The sequence below is a fragment of the Streptococcus oralis genome, assembly GCF_023109155.1.
Taxonomy (GTDB): Bacteria; Bacillota; Bacilli; order Lactobacillales; family Streptococcaceae; genus Streptococcus; species Streptococcus oralis_BZ.
On the sequence record NZ_JALDUA010000005.1, the window covers coordinates 13,458 to 35,512 of the forward strand.

The 22,055-nt window shown below is 41.8% G+C and carries 17 protein-coding genes; 7 read left to right on the top strand and 10 right to left on the bottom strand.

Annotated elements, in window-relative coordinates; genetic code table 11:
- Positions 1-2 precede the first annotated feature (2 nt).
- Both M1F63_RS08695 and pbp1b read right to left on the bottom strand, forming a co-directional pair.
- Positions 3-914: a DMT family transporter gene (locus M1F63_RS08695; RefSeq protein WP_247941215.1), complete on the bottom strand. Its 912-nt coding sequence runs from the start codon at positions 912-914 to the stop codon at positions 3-5.
- 77 nt (positions 915-991) lie between these two features.
- Positions 992-3,499: a penicillin-binding protein PBP1B gene (gene pbp1b, locus M1F63_RS08700; protein WP_247941216.1), complete on the bottom strand. Its 2,508-nt coding sequence runs from the start codon at positions 3,497-3,499 to the stop codon at positions 992-994.
- A 140-nt stretch (positions 3,500-3,639) separates the two neighbouring features.
- Here pbp1b and tyrS point away from each other — a divergent pair, with 140 nt between their 5' ends.
- The gene (gene tyrS / locus M1F63_RS08705) at positions 3,640-4,896 is read left to right on the top strand and encodes a tyrosine--tRNA ligase (protein ID WP_247941217.1); all 1,257 of its coding nucleotides are present in this window, start codon (positions 3,640-3,642) and stop codon (positions 4,894-4,896) included.
- A gap of 77 nt (positions 4,897-4,973) precedes the next feature.
- On the opposite strand, the gene M1F63_RS08710 is transcribed toward tyrS, so the two are convergent.
- Both M1F63_RS08710 and M1F63_RS08715 read right to left on the bottom strand, forming a co-directional pair.
- Complete coding sequence (locus M1F63_RS08710) at positions 4,974-7,034, bottom strand: heavy metal translocating P-type ATPase (protein WP_000008775.1); 2,061 nt, start codon at positions 7,032-7,034, stop codon at positions 4,974-4,976.
- Position 7,035: 1 nt separating this feature from the next.
- Complete coding sequence (locus M1F63_RS08715) at positions 7,036-7,314, bottom strand: DUF6110 family protein (protein WP_000910910.1); 279 nt, start codon at positions 7,312-7,314, stop codon at positions 7,036-7,038.
- Between the two features lie 151 nt (positions 7,315-7,465).
- On the opposite strand from M1F63_RS08715, the gene M1F63_RS08720 reads away from it, so the two are divergent.
- The gene (locus M1F63_RS08720) at positions 7,466-8,314 is read left to right on the top strand and encodes a putative RNA methyltransferase (protein WP_044020094.1); all 849 of its coding nucleotides are present in this window, start codon (positions 7,466-7,468) and stop codon (positions 8,312-8,314) included.
- A gap of 62 nt (positions 8,315-8,376) precedes the next feature.
- Here M1F63_RS08720 and glgP read toward each other — a convergent pair whose 3' ends face one another.
- A complete protein-coding gene (glgP, locus tag M1F63_RS08725) occupies positions 8,377-10,635 on the bottom strand; it encodes a glycogen/starch/alpha-glucan family phosphorylase (RefSeq protein ID WP_049549819.1) in 2,259 nt (752 codons plus the stop codon).
- 22 nt (positions 10,636-10,657) lie between these two features.
- Positions 10,658-12,175: a 4-alpha-glucanotransferase gene (gene malQ / locus M1F63_RS08730; RefSeq protein WP_049484849.1), complete on the bottom strand. Its 1,518-nt coding sequence runs from the start codon at positions 12,173-12,175 to the stop codon at positions 10,658-10,660.
- Between the two features lie 474 nt (positions 12,176-12,649).
- Here malQ and M1F63_RS08735 point away from each other — a divergent pair, with 474 nt between their 5' ends.
- The 5 genes from M1F63_RS08735 to M1F63_RS08755 all read left to right on the top strand — a co-directional run bounded on the left by M1F63_RS08735 (position 12,650) and on the right by M1F63_RS08755 (position 18,278).
- Positions 12,650-13,921 carry an extracellular solute-binding protein gene (locus M1F63_RS08735; protein ID WP_000095461.1) on the top strand — a complete coding sequence of 424 codons (1,272 nt, stop codon included), beginning with the start codon at positions 12,650-12,652 and terminating at the stop codon, positions 13,919-13,921.
- A 126-nt stretch (positions 13,922-14,047) separates the two neighbouring features.
- Positions 14,048-15,340: a carbohydrate ABC transporter permease gene (locus M1F63_RS08740; protein ID WP_000431414.1), complete on the top strand. Its 1,293-nt coding sequence runs from the start codon at positions 14,048-14,050 to the stop codon at positions 15,338-15,340.
- A gap of 1 nt (position 15,341) precedes the next feature.
- Entirely contained in the window at positions 15,342-16,184 is an 843-nt protein-coding gene (locus M1F63_RS08745) for a sugar ABC transporter permease (RefSeq protein WP_001065656.1), read from the top strand.
- A gap of 297 nt (positions 16,185-16,481) precedes the next feature.
- The gene (locus M1F63_RS08750; protein WP_247941218.1) at positions 16,482-17,282 is read left to right on the top strand and encodes a DUF1189 domain-containing protein; all 801 of its coding nucleotides are present in this window, start codon (positions 16,482-16,484) and stop codon (positions 17,280-17,282) included.
- Between the two features lie 9 nt (positions 17,283-17,291).
- Positions 17,292-18,278, top strand: coding sequence for a LacI family DNA-binding transcriptional regulator (locus M1F63_RS08755; RefSeq protein ID WP_001145418.1), 987 nt, complete (start codon positions 17,292-17,294; stop codon positions 18,276-18,278).
- Between the two features lie 33 nt (positions 18,279-18,311).
- On the opposite strand, the gene M1F63_RS08760 is transcribed toward M1F63_RS08755, so the two are convergent.
- From M1F63_RS08760 to M1F63_RS08775, 4 genes are all read right to left on the bottom strand, one after another.
- On the bottom strand, positions 18,312-19,253 hold the full coding sequence (locus M1F63_RS08760; protein ID WP_000806296.1) for a YitT family protein: 942 nt from the start codon (positions 19,251-19,253) through the stop codon (positions 18,312-18,314).
- A complete protein-coding gene (gene aspS / locus M1F63_RS08765) occupies positions 19,231-20,994 on the bottom strand; it encodes an aspartate--tRNA ligase (RefSeq protein WP_247941219.1) in 1,764 nt (587 codons plus the stop codon). The genes M1F63_RS08760 and aspS overlap by 23 nt, the downstream gene beginning before the upstream one ends.
- A 151-nt stretch (positions 20,995-21,145) precedes the next feature.
- The gene (locus M1F63_RS08770; protein ID WP_247941220.1) at positions 21,146-21,364 is read right to left on the bottom strand and encodes a hypothetical protein; all 219 of its coding nucleotides are present in this window, start codon (positions 21,362-21,364) and stop codon (positions 21,146-21,148) included.
- 17 nt (positions 21,365-21,381) lie between these two features.
- Entirely contained in the window at positions 21,382-22,023 is a 642-nt protein-coding gene (locus tag M1F63_RS08775; RefSeq protein WP_247941221.1) for a CPBP family intramembrane glutamic endopeptidase, read from the bottom strand.
- Between the last annotated feature and the right edge of the window lie 32 nt (positions 22,024-22,055).

A 22,055-nucleotide genomic window follows, 5' to 3' on the forward strand; every position in this document is an offset into this window, starting at 1 on the left:
CTTTACCTGGCTTGTTTTGCTTCTTCTACAGATAAAAAAATCATCGGAACGATAATCAACACCATAGCCAAGGCCAAAAAACCATCCATGACCAATCCCAGAAAAAGAACACTTAATAAAGCTGAAGAGAGCGGTTCGCTAGCACTCACAACCGATACAACCAGCGGGGAAACGAGTGACACAGCCTTCATAGATAGGAAGAAGGCAAAAGCAGTACCAAACACGGCAATCGTCAGACAAATCAGCACACTTACCAGATCCACTTGAAAACTTATCCGATAAATAGGGTAGAGGAAATTACTAAAGAGACCTGCCAGAATCATCCCCCAACCAACAGTCGGAACAAATCCGTAGCGCCGTGCAAAGCGTTGGGGAAGGATAACATTAAACATGACCCCTACTGCACTGAGCAAACCTGTCACTAGAGCCAAAGGTGTCATGGATAACTGGGACAAATCCCCTTTTGTAGCCATCAAAAAAACACCTAGCATGGCAATCAAAACATAGAGCACAGCTGTAATCGAAGCTTTCTTCTGGTAAACGATTCGATTGTAAAACAGGATAAAAACTGGGCTGATAAATTGCAAAATGGTCGCCGTCGTCGCATTGGAATACTCAACACAAAGATAAAAGAAAAACTGCACAGAAAAAATACCTAGAATAGCATAGGCTAAAAAAGGTAGATAATTTTTCTTATCACGCCAGATGTCCAACAAGCGGCTACGCAACTGAAAGGCAGATAGACCTAAAACCAAACTCCCCGCCACTAATAAACGCATAGAAGTAATCCATCCAGAAGACACTGGATAATGAGTGAAAAAATACTCTCCTAAAATCCCACAAATCCCCCAGATTAGGCCTGAAAGTAGCGAGTATACTGTTCCCTTAACAATCTTTTTCTGATAATGATTCATATTATTATTGTAACACGAAACCAACAAAGAAAAAAGTAGCAACAAGGAGAAATTACTAACCTTGCTACTACTCTTTCTTAACGATTAAAGAGACGTGAACGTCCTGAAGAACCACTTTGAGTATTTCCACTCGAACTTGAACTTCCAGAGCTACTGCTTGAACTTGAGCTTGGAGGAGTCACTGCTGGAATGCTTCCTAGAATATTCTTCCACGCGTTCAGATAATCTGCATCGCTTCCTCCAATAGCAAAGCGATAGGTGGTCACTGGGGCACCTTCTTTAGTAGCCCAGTAGCTCGTTACTGTTGATCCAGAAACTTCTATCTCTTTCCCATTGATGGAAACCTTGCCTGGTTTTTGCCCTGTAGATCGGAGAACTTGTGACTTGGTCACACTTGAGTCAAGATTAAAGCGCTCATTCCCCCAAATTCCAGGTTTTGCTTGTTGAATAGCATTAACCAAGTGGGCCATATAGTTGGCATTGCGGTAGTGGCCCGCCCCTTTGGCTAGCGGGCGGTTGTCATCGTGACCTAGCCAGCCACCCAAGGTCAAGCGAGGCGTAGAAAGCATAAGCCACATGTTTTCATCTTCATTGGTTGTACCAGTTTTTCCAATCCAGTCGGCGCTAGCGAGGCTTGGATTGATGGTAGCCAAGTCTGTCTGGAAACTTGAGGTAATCCGAGATGAAATAACATCGCGAAGCAAACTTTGCATAATGGTCGCTGTGGCTTTTGAGTAAACTTGGACAGGTTTATCTTTATGTTCATAAACCACTCGACCATCTGTTGACTCGATCTTCGCGATCATGTGTTTCTTATGGTAAACTCCGTTGTTGGCCAGAGTCTGATATCCGTTAGTATGCTGAGCAACTGTAACGTCAATTCCTCCGCCCATCGGTAAACTCTCAATACCATATTCTGGGATTTCGTAACCCATTTTTTCCATATAGCCTTTAACATCAACACCCTTCTCTCGAAGTGTACGATAAGTCCAGTAGGCTGGGATATTCCATGAGTAGTTAAGGGCCTCCCCTAACGTCATCATGCCCGTACCAGGACTATTGACATACATGATGGGATTGCCGTTTGAAAAGTTGGTTGGATAGTTTGATAAGATACTTGCACTTCCCATCAGACCTTGGTCAATGGCAATACTGTAAGCCAATATCGGCTTAGTAGTCGAAGCAGGAGAACGTTTTGTGTCGATAGCGTGGTTATTCTGATTTTTTTGATAATTGCGACCACCGACAAATCCAAGAATAGCTCCCGTTTGGTTGTCCATGAGGACATTCCCCACCTCAGGCTGGCCTGTCGAATCATCTAGCAGATAGCCGTAGGTTGCCACCGCATTTTGCATCGCAGCATGAACATTTTTATTGATAGTTGTCGTAATCTTATACCCACCATTTTCAATTTCCTTAGTCGCTAAATCACGATAAGCTTTCTGGATGGATTCATTCTTTTGCTCTTGTACAGAAACATTATCTCTCTGAATCAGGTAGTCATACATCCGATCAGTAGCTTCTGCCAAGGTTGCGAAGTAAAGATAGTCACGCGAAGTCCCGCTGACACTACCAGATGGTAAGAAGTCTTTCTTAAAATCATAATCCTTGTACTTGTCGTAATCCTCCTGACTTAGAGACCCTGTCCGGTACATATTATAGAGGACATCTCTAGCCCGTTTGATCCCCAGAGCCAAATCCTCCTCACTCTTCATACTACCGTCAGATTCATAAGGGGAGTAACTGATTGGGCTCTGTGGCAATCCTGCAATAAAGGCTGCTTGAGGGACCGTTAAATCCGAAGCCTTAACCCCAAAGATTCCTTCTGCAGCCTGTTGGGCACCTGCAATATTTTGGCCTTTATGATTGCGACCAAAAGGAGCAATATTAAGGTAGGTTGTTAAAATCTCATCCTTACCCATAGCCCGCTCTAAAGCTAGAGCATCAATGATTTCTTTGGCCTTACGAGCTAGAGTGGGAGCATCCCCCACCACTTGCTGCTTGATAACCTGCTGAGTCAAGGTCGAACCACCACTGGATGACCCCAGACCGACAAAAGTTCCCAGGGTCGCACGAATAACGGCCTTAGGCACGACTCCCTTGTGCTCGTTGAAATTCTCGTCCTCTGTCGCAATGATAGCCTTCTTAAGATTGTCTGAGATAGCATCTGAAGCGACTGAAGTGCGCAATAAATCGCCCTCGATCGAGGCAATGGTACTGCCGTCAGAATAAGTGATTTCTGAGATAGAGGCAATATCCTTCACTTGCTTGACCAACTCTTCTGCTTGAGGTACCTGGGCCTTGTCAAATAGAGCGACTCCATAACCCATAGCCACCCCAGCACCAAACAGTCCACCGATAAAACCTAGGATAAAGAGAGTATTAAAAACTATTTTAAACCCACTCAAAACCTTAGCAAAATTAGATCCTGTCCTTCCAACTTTGTCAGAAGAGGTCCCCTTTTTACCGGTTTTCTTATTAGCCAGTTTTTCTGCTAGTCTTTTCTTCCATTTTGCAATTCGTTGCATTAGCTGCTGGAAAAAATGCAGCATTTTTGTTTTTAATTCATTAATTCTTTCTTTCATGAATGTCCTCGCTTTCTCTATTATACCATAAAAGGAAAACTTTCAATAAAATAGCCACTTTCTTCCCTATTCCACTAGGCTATTAATCAAGTTTGTGATACAATAGGTAGAAACAATATTTTATAAAGGAGAAAAGACACATGCACATTTTTGATGAGCTAAAAGAGCGTGGTTTGATTTTTCAAACGACTGATGAAGAAGCTTTGCGTAAAGCCCTAGAAGAAGGTCAAGTTTCTTATTATACTGGCTATGATCCAACTGCTGACAGCCTTCACCTAGGCCACCTTGTCGCAATCTTGACAAGTCGTCGTTTGCAACTAGCAGGTCACAAACCTTATGCGCTCGTTGGCGGTGCTACAGGTCTCATCGGAGATCCGTCCTTCAAAGATGCTGAGCGTAGTCTCCAAACAAAAGACACAGTAGAGGGCTGGGTCAAGTCTATCCAAGGACAACTTTCTCGTTTTCTTGACTTTGAAAATGGGGAAAATAAAGCTGTCATGGTCAACAACTACGACTGGTTTGGCAGCATCAGCTTCATTGACTTCCTCCGTGATGTCGGGAAATACTTCACTGTCAACTACATGATGAGCAAGGAGTCTGTAAAGAAACGGATTGAAACAGGGATTTCTTACACTGAGTTCGCTTACCAAATCATGCAAGGATATGACTTCTACGTCCTTAACCAAGAGCACAACGTCACCTTACAAATCGGTGGTTCTGACCAGTGGGGAAATATGACAGCTGGTACCGAATTGCTTCGTCGTAAGGCTGATAAGACTGGTCACGTTATCACAGTGCCACTCATTACAGATGCAACTGGTAAGAAATTTGGTAAATCAGAAGGAAACGCAGTCTGGCTCAATCCTGAAAAGACTTCTCCATACGAAATGTACCAATTCTGGATGAACGTTATGGATGCTGACGCTGTTCGCTTCTTGAAAATCTTTACTTTCTTGTCACTTGACGAGATTGAAGAGATCCGCAAACAGTTTGAAGCGGCGCCACACGAACGCTTGGCTCAGAAAGTCTTGGCTCGTGAAGTCGTAACACTTGTTCACGGCGAAGAAGCCTACAAGGAAGCCCTCAACATCACCGAGCAACTCTTTGCTGGAAACATCAAAAACCTTTCTGTCAAAGAACTCAAACAAGGACTTCGTGGAGTGCCAAACTACCAAGTAAAAGCAGACGAAAACCACAATATCGTGGAACTCCTCGTGTCATCTGGTGTGGTGAATTCAAAACGCCAAGCCCGTGAAGACGTCCAAAACGGAGCTATCTACGTCAACGGCGACCGTATCCAAGACCTTGACTATGTCTTGAGTGACGCAGATAAGTTAGAAAACGAACTCACTGTTATCCGCCGCGGGAAGAAGAAATACTTTGTGTTGACTTACTAAATTGTTAAACATTTACCTATAAACAAAGGAGTTACCCTCGAGAAAGGTAACTCCTTTTTGCTGTGAATAGTCCCCACCTATCCCTTAATAGACAGGCTACGCAGGACTATGCGTAAGGTTGTTAGATTATGTAGGATAGAGAGGTTTGAAGGACTGAGCCAATTAAACAAGCCAAAGCCAATCAAACTACTATTTACGACAACGGTATCTTGAATATTCTTCTTGATGAGTGTTTGCAAAGATGATGATAGCCAATCCAACTCTTGGAAGAAATCCAAACGATTATCTAACAATAAGATATCGCTCATCTGCTTAGAAATATCTGCACTCTCATTCATCACCACACCGATATCTGATAGGGTTAGAGCCGCTGAGTCATTCAATCCATCTCCAACCATCAAAATCGTGTGACCTGCTTTCTGCAGTTCCTCTACTAACTCAAATTTCCCATCAGGTTTCAAGTCTGTATAGACCTGATCAAAGGGCAAATCTTTGACTAATTCCTCTGTCCTAACCAAGGTGTCCCCTGTTGCCAGAATCAATTTTTTCCCTTGTGCCTTAAGTTTCTCCAAGGCTGCTTTTGCTTCTTTTCTCAAAGGAGTATGAATGCAGAACATTCCAATCAATTCATTCTGATAAGCCAAGAATAAGAGATTGTAGTGACTCTTGTACTCTTCAATTAAAGCATTTTGTTCTGAACTGATATGAATCTGCTCATCCTGCATCAAGACATAATTCCCAATAAGAACTGGTTGGCCATCTATATGAGATTTGATCCCCTTGCTTGCAATATATTGGAGTTTCCCATGCATTTCCTCATGTTCAATTCCCTCTATCTCAGCTTGCTTGACGATGGCATTAGCAATAGGATGATAAATGTGTTCCTCAAGACAGGCACTGATTCTGAGAATATCTTCCTCACTATAGTCCCCAAAAGGTAACACCTTTTCAACTATAGGATAACTAGTTGTGATTGTTCCCGTCTTATCAAACAAGAAAGTATCAACTTCCAGATATTTCTCCAGAACATCCCCATCCTTAATCACCATTTCACGGTTCAACCCCTCCTTGATAGCTGTCAAATAAGCTACAGGAGTAGAGATTTTCAAAGCGCAGGAGAAATCGACTAATAGGAAAGAAATAGCCTTAGAAAAAGAACCTGTTAATAGGTAAGTTAGCCCAGCCCCCAAGAAATTATATTTGACGACCTTATCCGCCATCTTGATGAAATAGCGTTGTTTCGTTTTCTTGTTTTCTTCAGATTTCTTCATTAACTCAATCAGTTGTAAAATCCGGCTGTTCATCTGATTATCGGTTACACGAATGCGTAACTCTCCAGTTTCTAATACTGTATTTGCACAAACCAAATCAGACTCTCTTTTTTCAACTGGAAAACTCTCTCCCGTCAAGGAACTTTCGTTGACCATACCTAAACCTGAAACTACTTGTCCATCAAACAGAATTTCATTTCCTTGAGATAGGACCAAGACATCTCCTATTTGAACATCGGAACTCTTGATACTAACAACCGTATCGCCCTGTACTAAGAATACGTCGCTCTCTTTTGCAAGAAGGCTTTGTTCTAAATCTGTTGCAGTTTTTTTCAAAGACCACTGATCTAAATGATTCCCCAAATCAAGCATAAACATGATATTGCTAGCTGTCTTGGATTGGTTCATAAACAAGGACAATAAAATCGCCGAACAGTCCAAGACTTCCATCGTTAGTTCCTTACGCGCTAGTGTTTGATAGGCTTCTCTAATATAACCCAAAGCCTGATAACAAGTCCATATATAGCGAATAGGATACGGCACAAAACTACGAAAAAGTACACGCTTAATCGCTGCACCTGAAACAATAGAATAAGCACTCTCTTCTCTACGAATGGGAAGAGTCATCAACTCAGAAACTTTCCCTTTATCAATTCTTTTTAAAAAGGCTTCTGCATTATCTAATACAGAAAAGCCTTCTTTTATGCGTAGAGTAAAGTGCTGTTGATCCATGTAAAACTGGATAGACTCAATCCCCTTTTCATCTCTCGCCAAGGAACGAAGATAGTCTTGAATATCCAAGGTGAGTGAAAAAGAAGATGATAGTCGGATATGTTGGTATCCTCTATGTAGCACTTTAAAAGACATATTATTCTCCTATAAGGCTATCTAATTGCTCTTCTTTTTTCTCTTGCTCGTACAAATATTTGGCATCTTGCAAGACATCGTCTCCATGTTGTTTCACAACAGAAACAGATGCATCTAGCCCGTCTTTCAACTTGTAAGCCTTAGCCAAAGCTTTAGAATAACCTTTTTTAGCTTCCTTACTTGCCAAGATTTTCAAACCAAGGGTACCAAATGCGACACCACCCAAAAAGAGTGATGATTTTTTCGCAACTTTTGCAACGGTTAATACTTCTTTTAACATACTTATTTCCTCCTTATCATTATTATATAGAAATTTAGATATAAAAGCAATTTTATTCTATAAATTGGAGAATTAGTTTTATTTCTACTGAATCTCCCATCTACTTATTTCTAAAGTTGCTTTCATTTGCCTCTTTTGATACACTTAAACTATGAATACAAACCTCAAACCCAAACTTCAGCGTTTTGCTTCTGCGACTGCCTTTTCCTGCCCTATCTGCCAAGAAAATCTGGCCTTGGTAGAGTCTAGCCTCAAGTGTAGCAACCGCCATTCTTTTGATCTGGCAAAATTCGGCTATGTCAACTTGGCTCCGCAAATCAAGCAATCTGCCAACTACGACAAGGAAAACTTCCAAAACCGCCAGCAAATTCTTGAAGCTGGTTTTTATCAGGCTATTTTAGAAGGTATCTCGGACTTACTAACAACTAATCCATCCGCAAAAACAGTCTTGGATATCGGTTGTGGCGAAGGTTTCTACTCTCGTAAACTCCAAGAAAGTCACTCTGATAAAACCTTCTATGCCTTTGACATTTCAAAAGACTCGGTCCAAATCGCAGCTAAAAGTGAACTCAACTGGTCAGTTAATTGGTTTGTCGGTGACCTGGCTCGACTTCCTATAAAAGACGCCAGTATGGATATCCTGCTCGACATCTTTTCACCTGCCAACTATGGGGAATTCCGTCGCGTTTTATCCAAAGATGGCATCTTGATCAAGGTCATCCCGACTGAAAATCACCTCAAAGAAATCCGTCAAAGGGTACAAGACCAGCTGACAAACAAGGACTATTCCAACCAAGATATCAAGGAACATTTCCAGGAATACTTCAGCATCCAATCTATCCAAATAGCTTCCCTAACCAAACCCATCACAGCCGAGCAACGCCAAGCTTTACTTAGCATGACCCCCCTTCTCTTTCATGTTGACCAGACCAAAATTGACTGGAGTCAACTGACAGAGATTACCATTGAGGCAGAGATTTTGGTTGGGAAAGCACTGTAAATAAAACTTTCAGATAAGACAAAACCCGCACCTTCAAGGTACGGGTTTAAGTTATGTAATTATTAGTTCAAGTGCCAGATATCTTCGTTGTACTGAGCGATTGTACGGTCAGATGAGAAGAATCCTGCTTTAGAAATGTTAACGATGACTTTATCCAACCATGCGTCACGGTCTTCGTAGTCAGCAAGCATTTGCTCTTTGACTTTGATGTAGTCTTCCAAGTCAAGGAGAGTCATGAACCAGTCTTTTTTGATCAATTCGTTGTAAAGACGTTCCAAGCGTTCTTTCTTACCTACTGCAAGAACAGCATCGCTCACAATGAAGTCAACCAAAGGTTTGATAGCTTCACGAGCATAGAATTCGCTTGATTTGTAAGCTGCTTTTGCGTAAAGGTCGATAACAGTTTCTGAATCTTCACCAAAGATGTAGATGTTTTCGTCGCCAACCAACTCAGCGATTTCCACGTTAGCACCGTCCATAGTACCAAGAGTCAAGGCTCCGTTCAACATGAATTTCATGTTACCAGTACCTGAAGCTTCTTTAGAAGCAAGTGAGATTTGTTCTGAGATGTCACATGCTGGGATAAGGAAGCTTGCTGCAGTAACGTTGTAGTTTTCAACCATTACGACTTGCAAGTGTGGAGCTACTGCTGGATCGTTTGCAATCACTTCTGACAAGCAAAGGATCAAGTGGATGATGTCTTGGGCGATTGTGTAGGCAGGAGCTGCTTTACCACCAAAGAATACTGTGATTGGACGAGCAGGGATGTTCCCAGCCTTGATGTCAAGGTATTTGTGAATCACATACAAAGCGTTCATTTGTTGGCGTTTGTACTCGTGGAGACGTTTGATTTGGATATCAAAGATAGAGTTTGTATTGATTTCCACACCTTGGTGTTCTTTCAAGTGACGAGCCAATTTACGTTTGTTGTGAGCTTTGATGCTTTCCAATTTTTCTTTGACAGCAGCCTTGTCTTCGTATGACAAGAGTTTTTCAAGCTCATCCGCTTCATGGTGCCAACCCTCTCCAATAATCTCATCCAAGTAGTGAGACAGTCTTGGGTTGGCATGCATGAGCCAACGACGGAATGTGATACCGTTTGTTTTGTTGTTGAATTTTTCTGGGTAGATGTCGTAGAAAGCTTTCAACTCTGAATTCTTCAAGATTTCAGTGTGGAGTGCTGCTACCCCGTTAACACTGTATCCGTAGTGGATATCCATGTGAGCCATGTGTACACGGTCGTTTTCATCAATGATTTGAACAGCTGGGTCTTTGTATTCTGCTTTCACACGACGGTCCAATTCTTTGATGATTGGTACCAAGTGAGGAACCACTTCTTCCAAGAATTCAAGAGGCCATTTTTCAAGGGCTTCAGCAAGGATTGTGTGGTTAGTGTAGGCAGTCATGCTACGTACGATTGAGATTGCTTCATCAAGCTCGATACCACGCGCAGTCAAGAGACGGATCAATTCAGGGATCACCATTGATGGGTGAGTATCGTTGATTTGTACAACTGCATAGTCCGCAAGGTCATGCAAGTTGCTTCCTTTTTCGATTGCTTCGTCGATGATCAATTGTGCACCGTTTGAAACCATGAAGTATTGTTGGAAGATACGGAGCAATTCACCTTGCTTGTCGCTATCGTCTGGGTAAAGGAAGAGAGTCAAGTTGCGAGCGATATCTGTCTTGTCAAAGTTGATACCATCTTCGATGATAGAAGAATCAACTGAATCCAAGTCAAACAAACGCAAGCGGTTTTTAGTAGCTGTCTTGTAGCCAGGTACATCAATATCGTAAAGAGTTGATGTCAATGTGAAGTGTGCAAATGGCACTTGGTAGCTACGGCTTGAGCGAACCAACCAGTTTTGCTCTGTCAACCAAGCGTTAGGAATTGTTTCTTGTTGGTTGTTTTTAAGAACTTGTTGGAAAAGACCGAAGTGGTAGTTCAAACCAACACCATCACCATTCAAACCAAGTGTAGCGATTGAGTCGATAAAGCAGGCTGCCAAACGTCCCAAACCACCGTTACCAAGTGATGGTTCCAATTCGACTTCTTCGATTTCGATCAACTCTTTACCTGCAGCTGCAAGTTCTTTTTTCACATCGTCATAAAGTCCAAGGTTAATCAAGTTGTTTGACAAGAGTTTACCGATCAAGAACTCAGCTGAGATGTAGTAAACTTTTTTCTTACCAGTGTTGACTGGCTTTTGGCTGCTTGCAAGTTTGCTGTAGTTAAGAAGAGCAAGGTAAAGCTCTTCATTGCTACATTCTGCAATGGTTTTATTGTAACGTTTTTGTACAAATTCGTTTAATGGTAACATTTTTGTGTCTCCTGATAATGTCTTATTTCTTTAATTCTACCAAATTTTCGTTGATTCGGCGATAAATTGTAGTCAAGTCAAGTAAATTTTCCTCGACTGCTGGTGTCAATTGATCTTCAGTCATACGCCAAGACCAGTTTCCACCAAGGGTAGATGGGAAGTTCATACGAGCTGCCTCATCCAATTCTAGCAAATCTTGCATAGTTGCAATTGCCATGAAGCTAACTGATGAAAAGACTGTACGAAGCATAGCGTGTGGCACTGTTTCATACTCTTTACGGTTCGTGTAACGAGCCATGTATTCACGAGTTGGATCGTCAATCTCATTACGGTACCAACCAAGGACCGTATTGTTATCGTGTGTTCCTGTGTACATAACAGAGTTGGCAGGCGCCAAGTGTGGGCTATCGATACTTTCGTCTTCTGGGTTGAAGGCAAATTGAAGAATCTTCATTCCTGGGAAGCCAGTACGTTCACGTAACTCAATGACTTCATCTGTCATGAAACCAAGGTCTTCTGCGATGATGTTTAGCTCACCAAGCTCTTCCTTAACGGCTGCGAAGAGTTTGTAGCCTGGACCTTTCACCCATTTACCAGGTGCTGCTGTATCGGAACCAGCAGGAATTTCCCAGTAAGATTCGAACCCGCGGAAGTGGTCGATACGAACGATATCGTAGATCTTGAAGCTTTCGCGCAAACGTTCAATCCACCATTTGTAACCGTCTTTGTCCATTGCTTCCCAGTCATAGATTGGGTTCCCCCAAAGCTGACCAGTGGCAGAAAACTCATCTGGTGGGCATCCTGCGATACAAGTTGCTTTACCATTGTCATCTGTCTTAAAGAGATGTGGATTTGCCCACATGTCGCTTGAATCTTCCGCTACGTAGATAGGCATGTCCCCAACAATTTCGATGTGGTTATCGTTAGCATAGGCTTTCAATTTCAACCATTGTTGGAAGAAGAAGTATTGAGTCACACGGTGGTAAACCAACTTGTCTACCAATTTCTCACGGTAACTTTCAAGTGCTGAAGCTTTACGAGCACGAGCATCTGCATCAGGCCATTCTGTCCAAGCAAGATTGTCAAAATGCTCTTTGATAGCCATATATTCTGCGAAGAGTTCGAGCCATGATTGGTTATCTTTAGCAAACTTCTCAAAATCCTTGACATCACCCACTTCCAAGAAGCGTTTCACTGCTTTTTCTAAAAGTGGACGACGTGCGTAATAAATCTTCGCATAGTCAACTTCAGATGCATCGCTACCAAAGTCAACACCTTTAAGATCACTGGCTTCGAGCAAGCCTTGCTCTACCAAGATATCAAGGTCGATAAAATGCGTATTCCCAGCAAAGGCTGAGAATGATTGGTATGGAGAATCTCCATAACTTGTTGTCCCAAGAGGGAGAATTTGCCAGTAACGTTGCTTGGTACGAACCAAGAAATCAACGAAATCATAGGCAGTCTGGCCAAATGATCCAATCCCGTATGCTCCTGGCAGAGAAGAGATGTGCATCAACACACCACTTTGACGTTTTTTCATAATAGCACCTCATGTGTTTGTTATAAAACGTTGCGCAATTAAGGCGCAAACGTTTGCGTTAATTTAAGTATAACGCATTTCAAAAACAAATGCAAGCGTTTTTAAAAAATTTTTTTGAATTATTTTAATCAAACAAAACTTGTTGCCACTGATATTTTATGAAATAAGCGAAAAAATTTTAAAGATTTTCTGATTTAAGATAATTCATTCCCAATATCTGCTCTATTTTCTGAAAAACCGAGCCGAATTTACGCAATCGTTTTCCTAATATATTTTCAATTCAAAAAAAACAAACATTTTAAGTTCTTTCCTATATATGGGCTTTAACAAATGTTTGAAACCTTAAAATTTTTTTAAAAATTTTTCTAAAAAAGCTTGCAACCGTTTTCTATTTGTGCTATACTAAGTTCGTAAAAGAAAACGTTTGCGTTTTCTCATTAAATTATTTTTGTTATTCTTTAGGAGGAATACACTATGTCATCTAAATTCATGAAGAGCGCTGCTGTGCTCGGAACTGCTACTCTTGCTAGCTTACTTTTGGTAGCTTGCGGAAGCAAAACTGCTGATAAAGCAGCTGATACTAGCTCATCTGAAGCAAAAGAAATCACTTTCTACGTTGAAGACCAATACAAAGCCTACGCTGAAAAAGTTGCTGCAGCTTATGAAAAAGAATCAGGTACAAAAGTTAACATCAAATCAGGTGACCAACTTGGTGGACTTGACAAACTTTCTCTTGACAACCAATCAGGTCAAGCTGCTGACGTTATGATGGCACCATACGACCGCGTAGGTAGCCTTGGTACTGACGGACAACTTTCAGAAGTTACTTTGAGCGATGGTGCAAAAACAGATGATAAGACTAAATCTCTTGTAACAGCTGCTGACGGTAAAGTTTACGGTGCTCCTGCCGTTATTGAGTCACTTGTTATGTACTACAACAAAGACTTGCTAAAAGAAGCTCCAAAAACTTTTGCTGAATTAGAAGAACTTGCTAAAGACAGCAAATACGCTTTCGCTGGTGAAGATGGCAAAACTACTGCATTCCTAGCTGACTGGACAAACTTCTACTACGCATACGGACTTCTTGCTGGTAACGGTGGTTACGTATTCGGACAAAACGGTAAAGACGCTAAAGACATCGGTCTTGCAAACGACGGTTCTATCACTGGTGTCAACTACGCTAAATCTTGGTATGAAAAATGGCCTAAAGGTATGCAAGATACTGAAGGTGCTGCAAACTTGATCCAAACTCAATTCCAAGAAGGTAAAACAGCTGCTATCATCGATGGACCTTGGAAAGCTCAAGCATTCAAAGATGCTAAAGTAAACTACGGTGTTGCTACTATTCCAACTCTTCCAAATGGTAAAGAATACACACCATTCGGTGGTGGTAAAGCTTGGATCATCCCATCAAGCACTAAGAACCTTGAAGCTGCACAAAAATTTGTAGACTTCCTTGTTTCAACTGAACAACAAAAAGCATTCTACGATGCAACTAACGAAATCCCAGCTAACACTGAAGCTCGTTCATACGCTGAAGGTAAAAACGATGAGTTGACAACAGCTGTTATCAAACAGTTCAAGAACGCTCAACCAATGCCAAACATTTCTCAAATGTCAGCTGTTTGGGATCCAGCTAAAACAATGCTCTTTGACGCTGTAAGTGGTAAAAAAGATGCTAAGACAGCTGCTAACGATGCTGTAACATTGATCAAAGAAACAATCAAACAAAAATTTGGTGAATAATTGAATTCGTTACAAGGGGGGAGAATACAAATCCCCCTTTGATTTTATAAATTTACGAATGATTGCAGTTGCCTATCTAGTGATTGGAGACAAACTTCAATCTCGTATCCTATGAAAGGAGTATTCATGGAAAACCAACAACCTAGCAAAGCAGCCTTGCTTTCAGTGATTCCTGGGTTAGGACAGATTTACAATAAACAAAAGGCCAAAGGTTTTATCTTCCTTGGTGTAACTATCGTATTTGTTCTTTATTTCCTAGCACTTGCAGCCCCTGAATTGCACAATTTGATCACTCTTGGTGACAAGCCAGGTCGTGATAATTCCCTCTTTATGCTGATTCGTGGTGCCTTCCATTTAATCTTTGTAGTCGTTTATGTGCTCTTTTATTTCTCAAATATTAAAGATGCACATACAATCGCAAAACGTATTAACAATGGAATTCCTGTCCCACGTACTTTTAAAGATATGATCAAAGGTATTTATGAGAATGGTTTCCCTTACCTCTTGATCATCCCATCTTACGTCGCTATGACATTTGCGATTATCTTCCCAGTTATCGTAACCTTGATGATTGCCTTTACCAACTATGACTTCCAACACTTGCCACCAAACAAATTGTTGGACTGGGTTGGTTTGACTAACTTTACAAACATCTGGAGCTTAAGTACCTTCCGTTCAGCCTTCGGTGCGGTTCTTTCTTGGACCATCATCTGGGCCTTGTCTGCTTCTACTTTGCAGATTGTGATTGGTATCTTCACTGCTATCATTGCTAACCAACCATTTATCAAAGGAAAACGTATCTTTGGTGTTATTTTCCTTCTTCCTTGGGCTGTTCCAGCCTTCATCACTATCTTGACATTCTCAAACATGTTTAACGATAGTGTCGGAGCGATCAACACTCAAGTATTGCCTATCTTGGCTAAGGTTCTTCCTTTCCTTGACGGTGCTCTTATCCCTTGGAAAACAGACCCAACTTGGACGAAGATTGCCTTGATTATGATGCAAGGTTGGCTAGGATTCCCATACATCTACGTTTTGACTTTGGGTATCTTGCAGTCAATTCCTAACGACCTCTACGAAGCGGCTTATATCGATGGTGCCAATGCTTGGCAAAAATTCCGCAACATCACTTTCCCTATGATTTTGGCTGTTGCAGCACCAACATTGATCAGCCAATACACCTTCAACTTTAACAACTTCTCTATCATGTACCTCTTCAACGGCGGAGGTCCTGGTAGCGTTGGTGGTGGAGCCGGTTCAACTGATATCTTGATCTCATGGATTTATCGCTTGACAACAGGTACATCTCCTCAATACTCTATGGCGGCAGCTGTTACCTTGATCATCTCTATCATTGTCATCTCTATCTCTATGATCGCATTCAAGAAACTACACGCATTTGATATGGAGGACGTCTAAGATGAATAACTCAATCAAACTCAAACGTAGACTGACTCAAACCCTCACTTACCTCTACTTGATTGGTCTTTCAATCGTGATTATCTATCCACTTTTGATTACTATTATGTCAGCCTTCAAGACTGGTAACGTCGTAGCTTTTAAACTAGATGCTAACGTCGACTTTAGCTTTGCCAACTTCCAAGGGCTCTTCACTGAAACCTTGTACGGCACTTGGTACCTCAACACTTTGATTATCGCCTTGATTACAATGGCTGTTCAAACAAGTATCATCGTACTTGCTGGTTATGCCTACAGCCGTTACAACTTCTTGGCTCGTAAACAAAGTTTGGTCTTCTTCTTGATTATCCAAATGGTGCCAACTATGGCCGCTTTGACAGCCTTCTTCGTTATGGCCCTTATGTTGAATGCCCTTAACCAAAGCTGGTTCCTCATCTTCCTATATGTCGGTGGTGGTATCCCGATGAATGCTTGGTTGATGAAAGGCTACTTCGACACAGTACCGATGTCTCTTGATGAATCAGCAAAACTAGATGGTGCAGGACACTTCCGTCGCTTCTGGCAAATTGTTCTCCCACTCGTTCGCCCAATGGTTGCAGTACAAGCGCTCTGGGCCTTCATGGGACCTTTCGGAGACTATATCCTCTCTAGTTTCTTGCTTCGTGAGAAAGAATACTTTACAGTTGCCGTTGGTCTACAGACCTTTGTCAGCAATGTGAAAAACTTGAAGATTGCCTACTTCTCAGCAGGTGCTATCCTCATCGCCCTTCCAATCTGTATTCTCTTCTTCTTCCTACAAAAGAACTTTGTTTCAGGACTTACAAGTGGTGGCGACAAGGGATAATTTATCCCCGCCACCCTTTTTCATTTTATACTCTTCGAAAATCTCTTCAAACCACGTCAGCTTCGCCTTGCCGTAGATATATGTAACTGACTTCGTCAGTCTTATCTACAACCTCAAAGCAGTGCTTTGAGCAACCTGCGGCTAGCTTCCTAGTTTGCTCTTTGATTTTCATTGAGTATTAGAGCTTGTGACTATAAAACTATTCTTGAAGCAAGCAATTTGTCTCCTAGACTTGAAATAAAGCACATTTCTCTATATAATAATACTCATATAGAAAACACTTTTAGAAAGATGCCTATGCTTCCATATCCATTTTCATATTTTTCAAGTATTTGGGGATTTCGTAAGCCCCTGTCAAAACGTTTTGGACTCAACTGGTTTCAACTCCTCTTTACTAGCATTTTCCTCATCAGCTTGTCTATGGTTCCAATTGCCATTCAAAACAGCTCACAGGAAACGTATCCACTGGATACGTTTATCGATAATGTCTACACACCCCTGACAGATGAAGCGATCATGGATTTGTCGGAGAATGCGCAGATAATAGATGGAAAACTGAGCTATGCTGGAACTAAAAATCAGCAGCCTTCTCTTTTAATTGGCCCAAGCCAAAACAAAGAATTGCCAAAGCACTTGCAACTTCATTTTGATACGGAAGAACTCGTCATCAGCAAGGAAAGTAAGGAACTAACTCGCATTCGCTACCACGCGATTCAAACGGAGAGTTTCCAGAGTAAGGAAGATCTAACCCAAGCCATTTCTAAAGATTGGTACCAACAAAATCGGGTCTATATCAGTCTCTTTCTCGTTCTTGGTGCAAGCTTTCTCTTTGGATTGAATTTCTTCATTGTCTCTCTTGGAGCTAGCTTTCTCCTTTATATCACCAAAAAATCACGCCTCTTTTCATTTAGGACCTTTAAAGAGTGCTACCATTTTATCTTGAACTGTTTAGGATTACCCACTCTGATTACGCTTATTTTGGGGCTTTTTGGCCAAAATATGGCAACCCTTATCACTGTACAAAACATTCTTTTTGTTCTTTATCTGGTCACCATTTTTTACAAGACACACTTCCGTGATCCAGATTATCATAAATAGGAGATTTTTATGCCCGTTACGATTAAAGACGTGGCCAAGGCAGCAGGTGTCTCACCTTCAACTGTTACCCGCGTTATTCAAAACAAATCAACGATTAGTGATGAAACCAAAAAACGAGTTCGCAAGGCGATGAAGGAGCTCAACTACCACCCCAATCTCAATGCTCGTAGCTTGGTAAGTAGCTATACTCAAGTTATCGGCCTGGTGCTTCCTGATGACTCGGATGCCTTTTACCAAAATCCTTTCTTCCCATCTGTTCTACGAGGGATCGCCCAAGTGGCATCTGAGAACCACTATGCTATTCAGATTGCAACGGGGAAAGATGCAAAAGAGCGGCTCAAAGCTATTTCCCAGATGGTCTATGGTAAGCGTGTAGATGGTTTGATTTTCCTCTATGCCCAAGAAGAAGATCCTTTGGTTAAGCTAGTAGCAGATGAGCAATTTCCTTTCCTTATCTTAGGTAAATCTCTATCTCCCTTCATTCCGCTCGTCGATAATGACAATGTCCAGGCAGGTTTTGATGCAACAGAATATTTCATCAAAAAAGGATGCAAGCGAATTGCCTTCATCGGAGGAACCAAAAAACTTTTCGTAACACAAGATCGTCTAATGGGTTATGAGTTAGCTCTTAAACAATACCAACTTCCTATTGATCCAAATCTGACCTACTTTGCGACCGAATTTCTTGAAGATAATGGTTATCGCTTTAGTAAACTTCTCTTCGAGCATGATCCAAATATTGATGCTATTATTACTATTGATAGCCTTCTTGCTGCAGGGGTCTGTGATTACATCGCAAAACACCAACTGGATGTCCCTGTCCTCAGCTTTGACTCGGTCAACCCTAAACTGAACTTGGCAGCCTATGTGGATATCAATAGCTTAGAACTCGGGCGCGTTTCCTTTGAAACCATTCTCCAGATTATTAACGATGCCAAAAACAATAAACAGATTTGTTACCGCCAGTTGATTGGACACAAAATTATCGAAAAATAAAGACCAGCCTCAAGGCTGGTCTTTTGAGTATTATTAATTGTCTGTTTCTACGAATCGTCCTAGGATGTGGACATTTTCGGATACAGAGACAAAGGCTGTCGGATCAACCTGTTTCATGATGTGTTTAAAATCATTAAACTCTGCTCGTGTGATAACCGTAATCAAGACTGCTTTTCTCTCGTGATTATAGGTTCCTTCTGCATCGTGGATCATGGTTGCTCCGCGGTGCAATTTTTTATGGATTTTTGCGATTACCTTGTCAGGATTATTGGTCACAATCATGGCCTGCATGCGCTTTTGCTTTGTAAAGACCGCGTCTGTCACACGACTGGAGACAAAGATGGTAATCATGGAGTAAAGGGCGTATTTCCAACCAAAGGTCAAACCTGCTATCAGCATGATGGTCCCATTTACCAGGAAAGAAATACTACCGACATTCTTACCCGTTTTCTTTCGAATGGTCAGACTGACGATATCTGTACCTCCGCTAGAAATATTGTTACGGAGCGCAAAACCAATCCCCAAGCCCATGACAACACCCCCAAAAAGGGCATTGATAATGGGATCCTCTGTCAAGGTCACAACTGGTACAATCTGGATAAAGAGGGAACTCATGGATACTGTGATGAAGGTAAAGATTGTAAACTTATGCCCAATCTGATACCAAGCCAAAATCATCAATGGAAAATTGATAGCATAAAAGGTTAGCGATATCGGAATGTAAAAACCAAACCAGTGATTACTCAAGGCAGAGATAATCTGTGCCAGACCTGTCGCACCACTGGAGTAAACGTGTCCTGGTTGAAAAAAGAAATTGACTGCTACCGCTGACAGAAAGCCATAAACCAGAGAAGCCGATACTTTCTCATCATATTTTTCCCGAGAGATACTTTGTAAAACTCGTAAGATTTTTATCTGATAAGCAAAGCGGCGCAGATAATAGCGCCACCGCTTAATTCGTTTTGCTTGTTTCATCTTCTTCTACTTGTAAGCTGAGTTCCTCTAGTTGTTTGAGAGCGACTGTTGATGGAGCTTGTGTCATTGGGTCGGTTGCCTTATTGTTCTTAGGAAAGGCAATGACTTCACGGATATTCTCTTCTCCTGCTAAGAGCATCACAAAACGGTCAAGACCGATCGCCAAACCACCGTGTGGTGGGAAACCATAGTCCATGGCTTCAAGAAGGAAGCCGAACTGGTCATTGGCTTCTTCAGCTGAAAAACCAAGTGCTTTGAACATGCGTTCTTGAAGGTCTTTTTGGTTGATACGAAGGCTACCACCACCAAGTTCATAACCGTTCAAGACGATATCGTAAGCAATGGCACGAACCTTAGCCAAATCACCTTCTAATTCGTGAGCTGTCTCTTCCTGTGGAAGAGTAAATGGATGGTGGGCGCTCATGTAGCGACCTTCTTCTTCAGACCATTCAAACATTGGCCAGTCAACTACCCAAAGGAAGTTGAATTTATCGTTATCAATCAAGCCAAGCTCTTTGGCGATACGGCCACGAAGGGCGCCTAGTGTTGCATTGGCCACTTCAAGCGTATCCGCCACAAATAGAACCAAATCCTTATCTTCAAGACCAAGTGCTGCAGTCAATTCTGCTTGGATAGCAGTTAAGAACTTGGCAACTGGTCCATTTAATTCTCCATCAACCACCTTGACCCAAGCAAGACCTTTGGCACCATATTGTTTGGCTACTTCAGTCATCTTGTCAATGTCTTTACGTGAGTAGTTGTCTGCAGCTCCTTTGACCACAATGGCTTTAACAGCAGGTGCTTCTGAGAAGACTTTAAAATCAATACCCTTGACAACTTCTGTCAAGTCCTGAAGCAACATATCAAAACGAGTATCTGGCTTATCAGAACCATAGAGAGACATCGCGTCATCATACTTCATATGAGGAAATGGAAGCGTCACGTCAATGCCTTTGGTTTCTTTCATCACGCGCGCAATCAAGCCTTCTGTAATATCTTGGATCTCCTGCTCCGTAAGGAAGGATGTTTCCAAGTCGACCTGGGTGAACTCAGGCTGACGGTCACCACGCAAGTCCTCGTCACGGAAACATTTAACGATTTGGTAGTAACGGTCAAATCCAGCATTCATCAAGAGCTGCTTAGTGATTTGTGGACTTTGAGGAAGAGCGTAGAAATGCCCTTTATTGACACGAGATGGCACCAAATAGTCACGCGCTCCTTCTGGTGTAGACTTAGAAAGGAATGGCGTCTCCACATCGATGAACTCCAACTCATCCAAGTAGTTACGGATAGAGTGGGTCACTTTAGCACGAAGTTTGAGATTTTCTAACATCTCTGGACGACGAAGGTCAAGGTAACGGTAACGCAAACGTGTATCGTCATTGGCCTCAATACCATCTTTAATCTCAAAAGGTGTTGTTTTTGCTGTATTAAGAACCGTAAGAGCTGTCACATTCAGCTCAACTGCTCCCGTTGCCAATTTATCATTTGCTTGCTCGCGTGCAGCAACCTGACCCGTCACCTCGATAACAAATTCGCTACGAAGGCTTTCAGCTGTTGCCATAACCTCTGCAGATACTTTTTCAGGGTTGATAACCAACTGCATGATTCCTTCACGGTCACGAAGGTCGATAAAGATCAAACCACCAAGGTCACGACGACGGCCAACCCATCCTTTCAAGGTCATTTCTTGTCCGATGTGTTCCTCACGAACACGACCAGCATACATACTACGTTTCATTGTTTCTCTCCTCTTTTATTCTGTTACTATTTTACCATAAAAGCGCAGGCACTTCATGAAAATCAGCAGAAAAGTTTGATTGTCTTTAGAAATCAAAACGAACAGACAAAAAATCCAATGAAAACGTCATCGGATTCTCTGATTATGATTCTTAACCTTTTTTACGCTTTTCAGAAATCTCAGCTGCCTTTTTAGGTAGAACAATCTCCGTCGCATAAGCCGAAGCAAAACGCAAGATACCTGCAATAGGCGCAAAGACAATTGCTAGATAGTTGTAAAAGAAATCGCCTTTAAAGGCATAGGCAAGTGCCCCGATGATAAAGAAGAGAACGACCGCCTGTATCACTGCTAATAAAATTACTCGTTTCATGTGACCTCCTGACTCTATTATAGCATGAGTATCATCAAAAAGCCGATTAAATTATTCAAAGCGTGGAGAGAAATGCTATAAAGAAGACCTTTTCGGCTCACATAAGCCAGACCCAAACTCAATCCCAGACTAGCATAAACTAAAAACTGTTGCAAAGTCCCTGGAAAATGAATCAAGGCAAAAAGCACACTTGATACGAGGAGAAACAGAGCTGTCTGTTTACTATTGTTTTGCTTAGGAAAGAGATAACGCGCCAGCATCCCTCTAAAGATGAGTTCTTCCGTCAGAGGAGCAAAGACTACCACCATAAAGAAACCAAAGACAGGCTGAGCAACTGTCAGTTGTGATACGATTTGTTGATTGACTGACGGATCTTCTGGCAAAAAGAACTGGGCTATAATCGCCACTAGCAAAACCAGAGTTGGCAACCAAATATAACGATTAAAAACCGTCGTCTGGATGCTAACCTTTTCTGTCTGATACCATCTGTAAACTCCATAAACATAGGCCCCTGACAGGGCGATATAGAGTGGCAAGACTCCAAAGATCGAAGCCCCTAGGTCAAGCGCTGATAAAGCCATACTCTGAACCAGACCATAGCCAAAGTAAAAGGATAGAATAGCTAGAAGAAACCAGCCAAGATTTTTAAGTAATTTCATAAAAGACTCCTATTGAAATGAAGACTTAGCAT

Bases quoted from the DNA above. Each gene is read 5' to 3' on its own strand.
- M1F63_RS08695 (WP_247941215.1), bottom strand. From the start codon at position 914: ATGAATCATTATCAGAAAAAGATTGTTAAGGGAACAGTATACTCGCTA.
- pbp1b (WP_247941216.1), bottom strand. From the start codon at position 3,499: ATGAAAGAAAGAATTAATGAATTAAAAACAAAAATGCTGCATTTTTTC.
- tyrS (WP_247941217.1), top strand. From the start codon at position 3,640: ATGCACATTTTTGATGAGCTAAAAGAGCGTGGTTTGATTTTTCAAACG.
- M1F63_RS08710 (WP_000008775.1), bottom strand. From the start codon at position 7,034: ATGTCTTTTAAAGTGCTACATAGAGGATACCAACATATCCGACTATCA.
- M1F63_RS08715 (WP_000910910.1), bottom strand. From the start codon at position 7,314: ATGTTAAAAGAAGTATTAACCGTTGCAAAAGTTGCGAAAAAATCATCA.
- M1F63_RS08720 (WP_044020094.1), top strand. From the start codon at position 7,466: ATGAATACAAACCTCAAACCCAAACTTCAGCGTTTTGCTTCTGCGACT.
- glgP (WP_049549819.1), bottom strand. From the start codon at position 10,635: ATGTTACCATTAAACGAATTTGTACAAAAACGTTACAATAAAACCATT.
- malQ (WP_049484849.1), bottom strand. From the start codon at position 12,175: ATGAAAAAACGTCAAAGTGGTGTGTTGATGCACATCTCTTCTCTGCCA.
- M1F63_RS08735 (WP_000095461.1), top strand. From the start codon at position 12,650: ATGTCATCTAAATTCATGAAGAGCGCTGCTGTGCTCGGAACTGCTACT.
- M1F63_RS08740 (WP_000431414.1), top strand. From the start codon at position 14,048: ATGGAAAACCAACAACCTAGCAAAGCAGCCTTGCTTTCAGTGATTCCT.
- M1F63_RS08745 (WP_001065656.1), top strand. From the start codon at position 15,342: ATGAATAACTCAATCAAACTCAAACGTAGACTGACTCAAACCCTCACT.
- M1F63_RS08750 (WP_247941218.1), top strand. From the start codon at position 16,482: ATGCTTCCATATCCATTTTCATATTTTTCAAGTATTTGGGGATTTCGT.
- M1F63_RS08755 (WP_001145418.1), top strand. From the start codon at position 17,292: ATGCCCGTTACGATTAAAGACGTGGCCAAGGCAGCAGGTGTCTCACCT.
- M1F63_RS08760 (WP_000806296.1), bottom strand. From the start codon at position 19,253: ATGAAACAAGCAAAACGAATTAAGCGGTGGCGCTATTATCTGCGCCGC.
- aspS (WP_247941219.1), bottom strand. From the start codon at position 20,994: ATGAAACGTAGTATGTATGCTGGTCGTGTTCGTGAGGAACACATCGGA.
- M1F63_RS08770 (WP_247941220.1), bottom strand. From the start codon at position 21,364: ATGAAACGAGTAATTTTATTAGCAGTGATACAGGCGGTCGTTCTCTTC.
- M1F63_RS08775 (WP_247941221.1), bottom strand. From the start codon at position 22,023: ATGAAATTACTTAAAAATCTTGGCTGGTTTCTTCTAGCTATTCTATCC.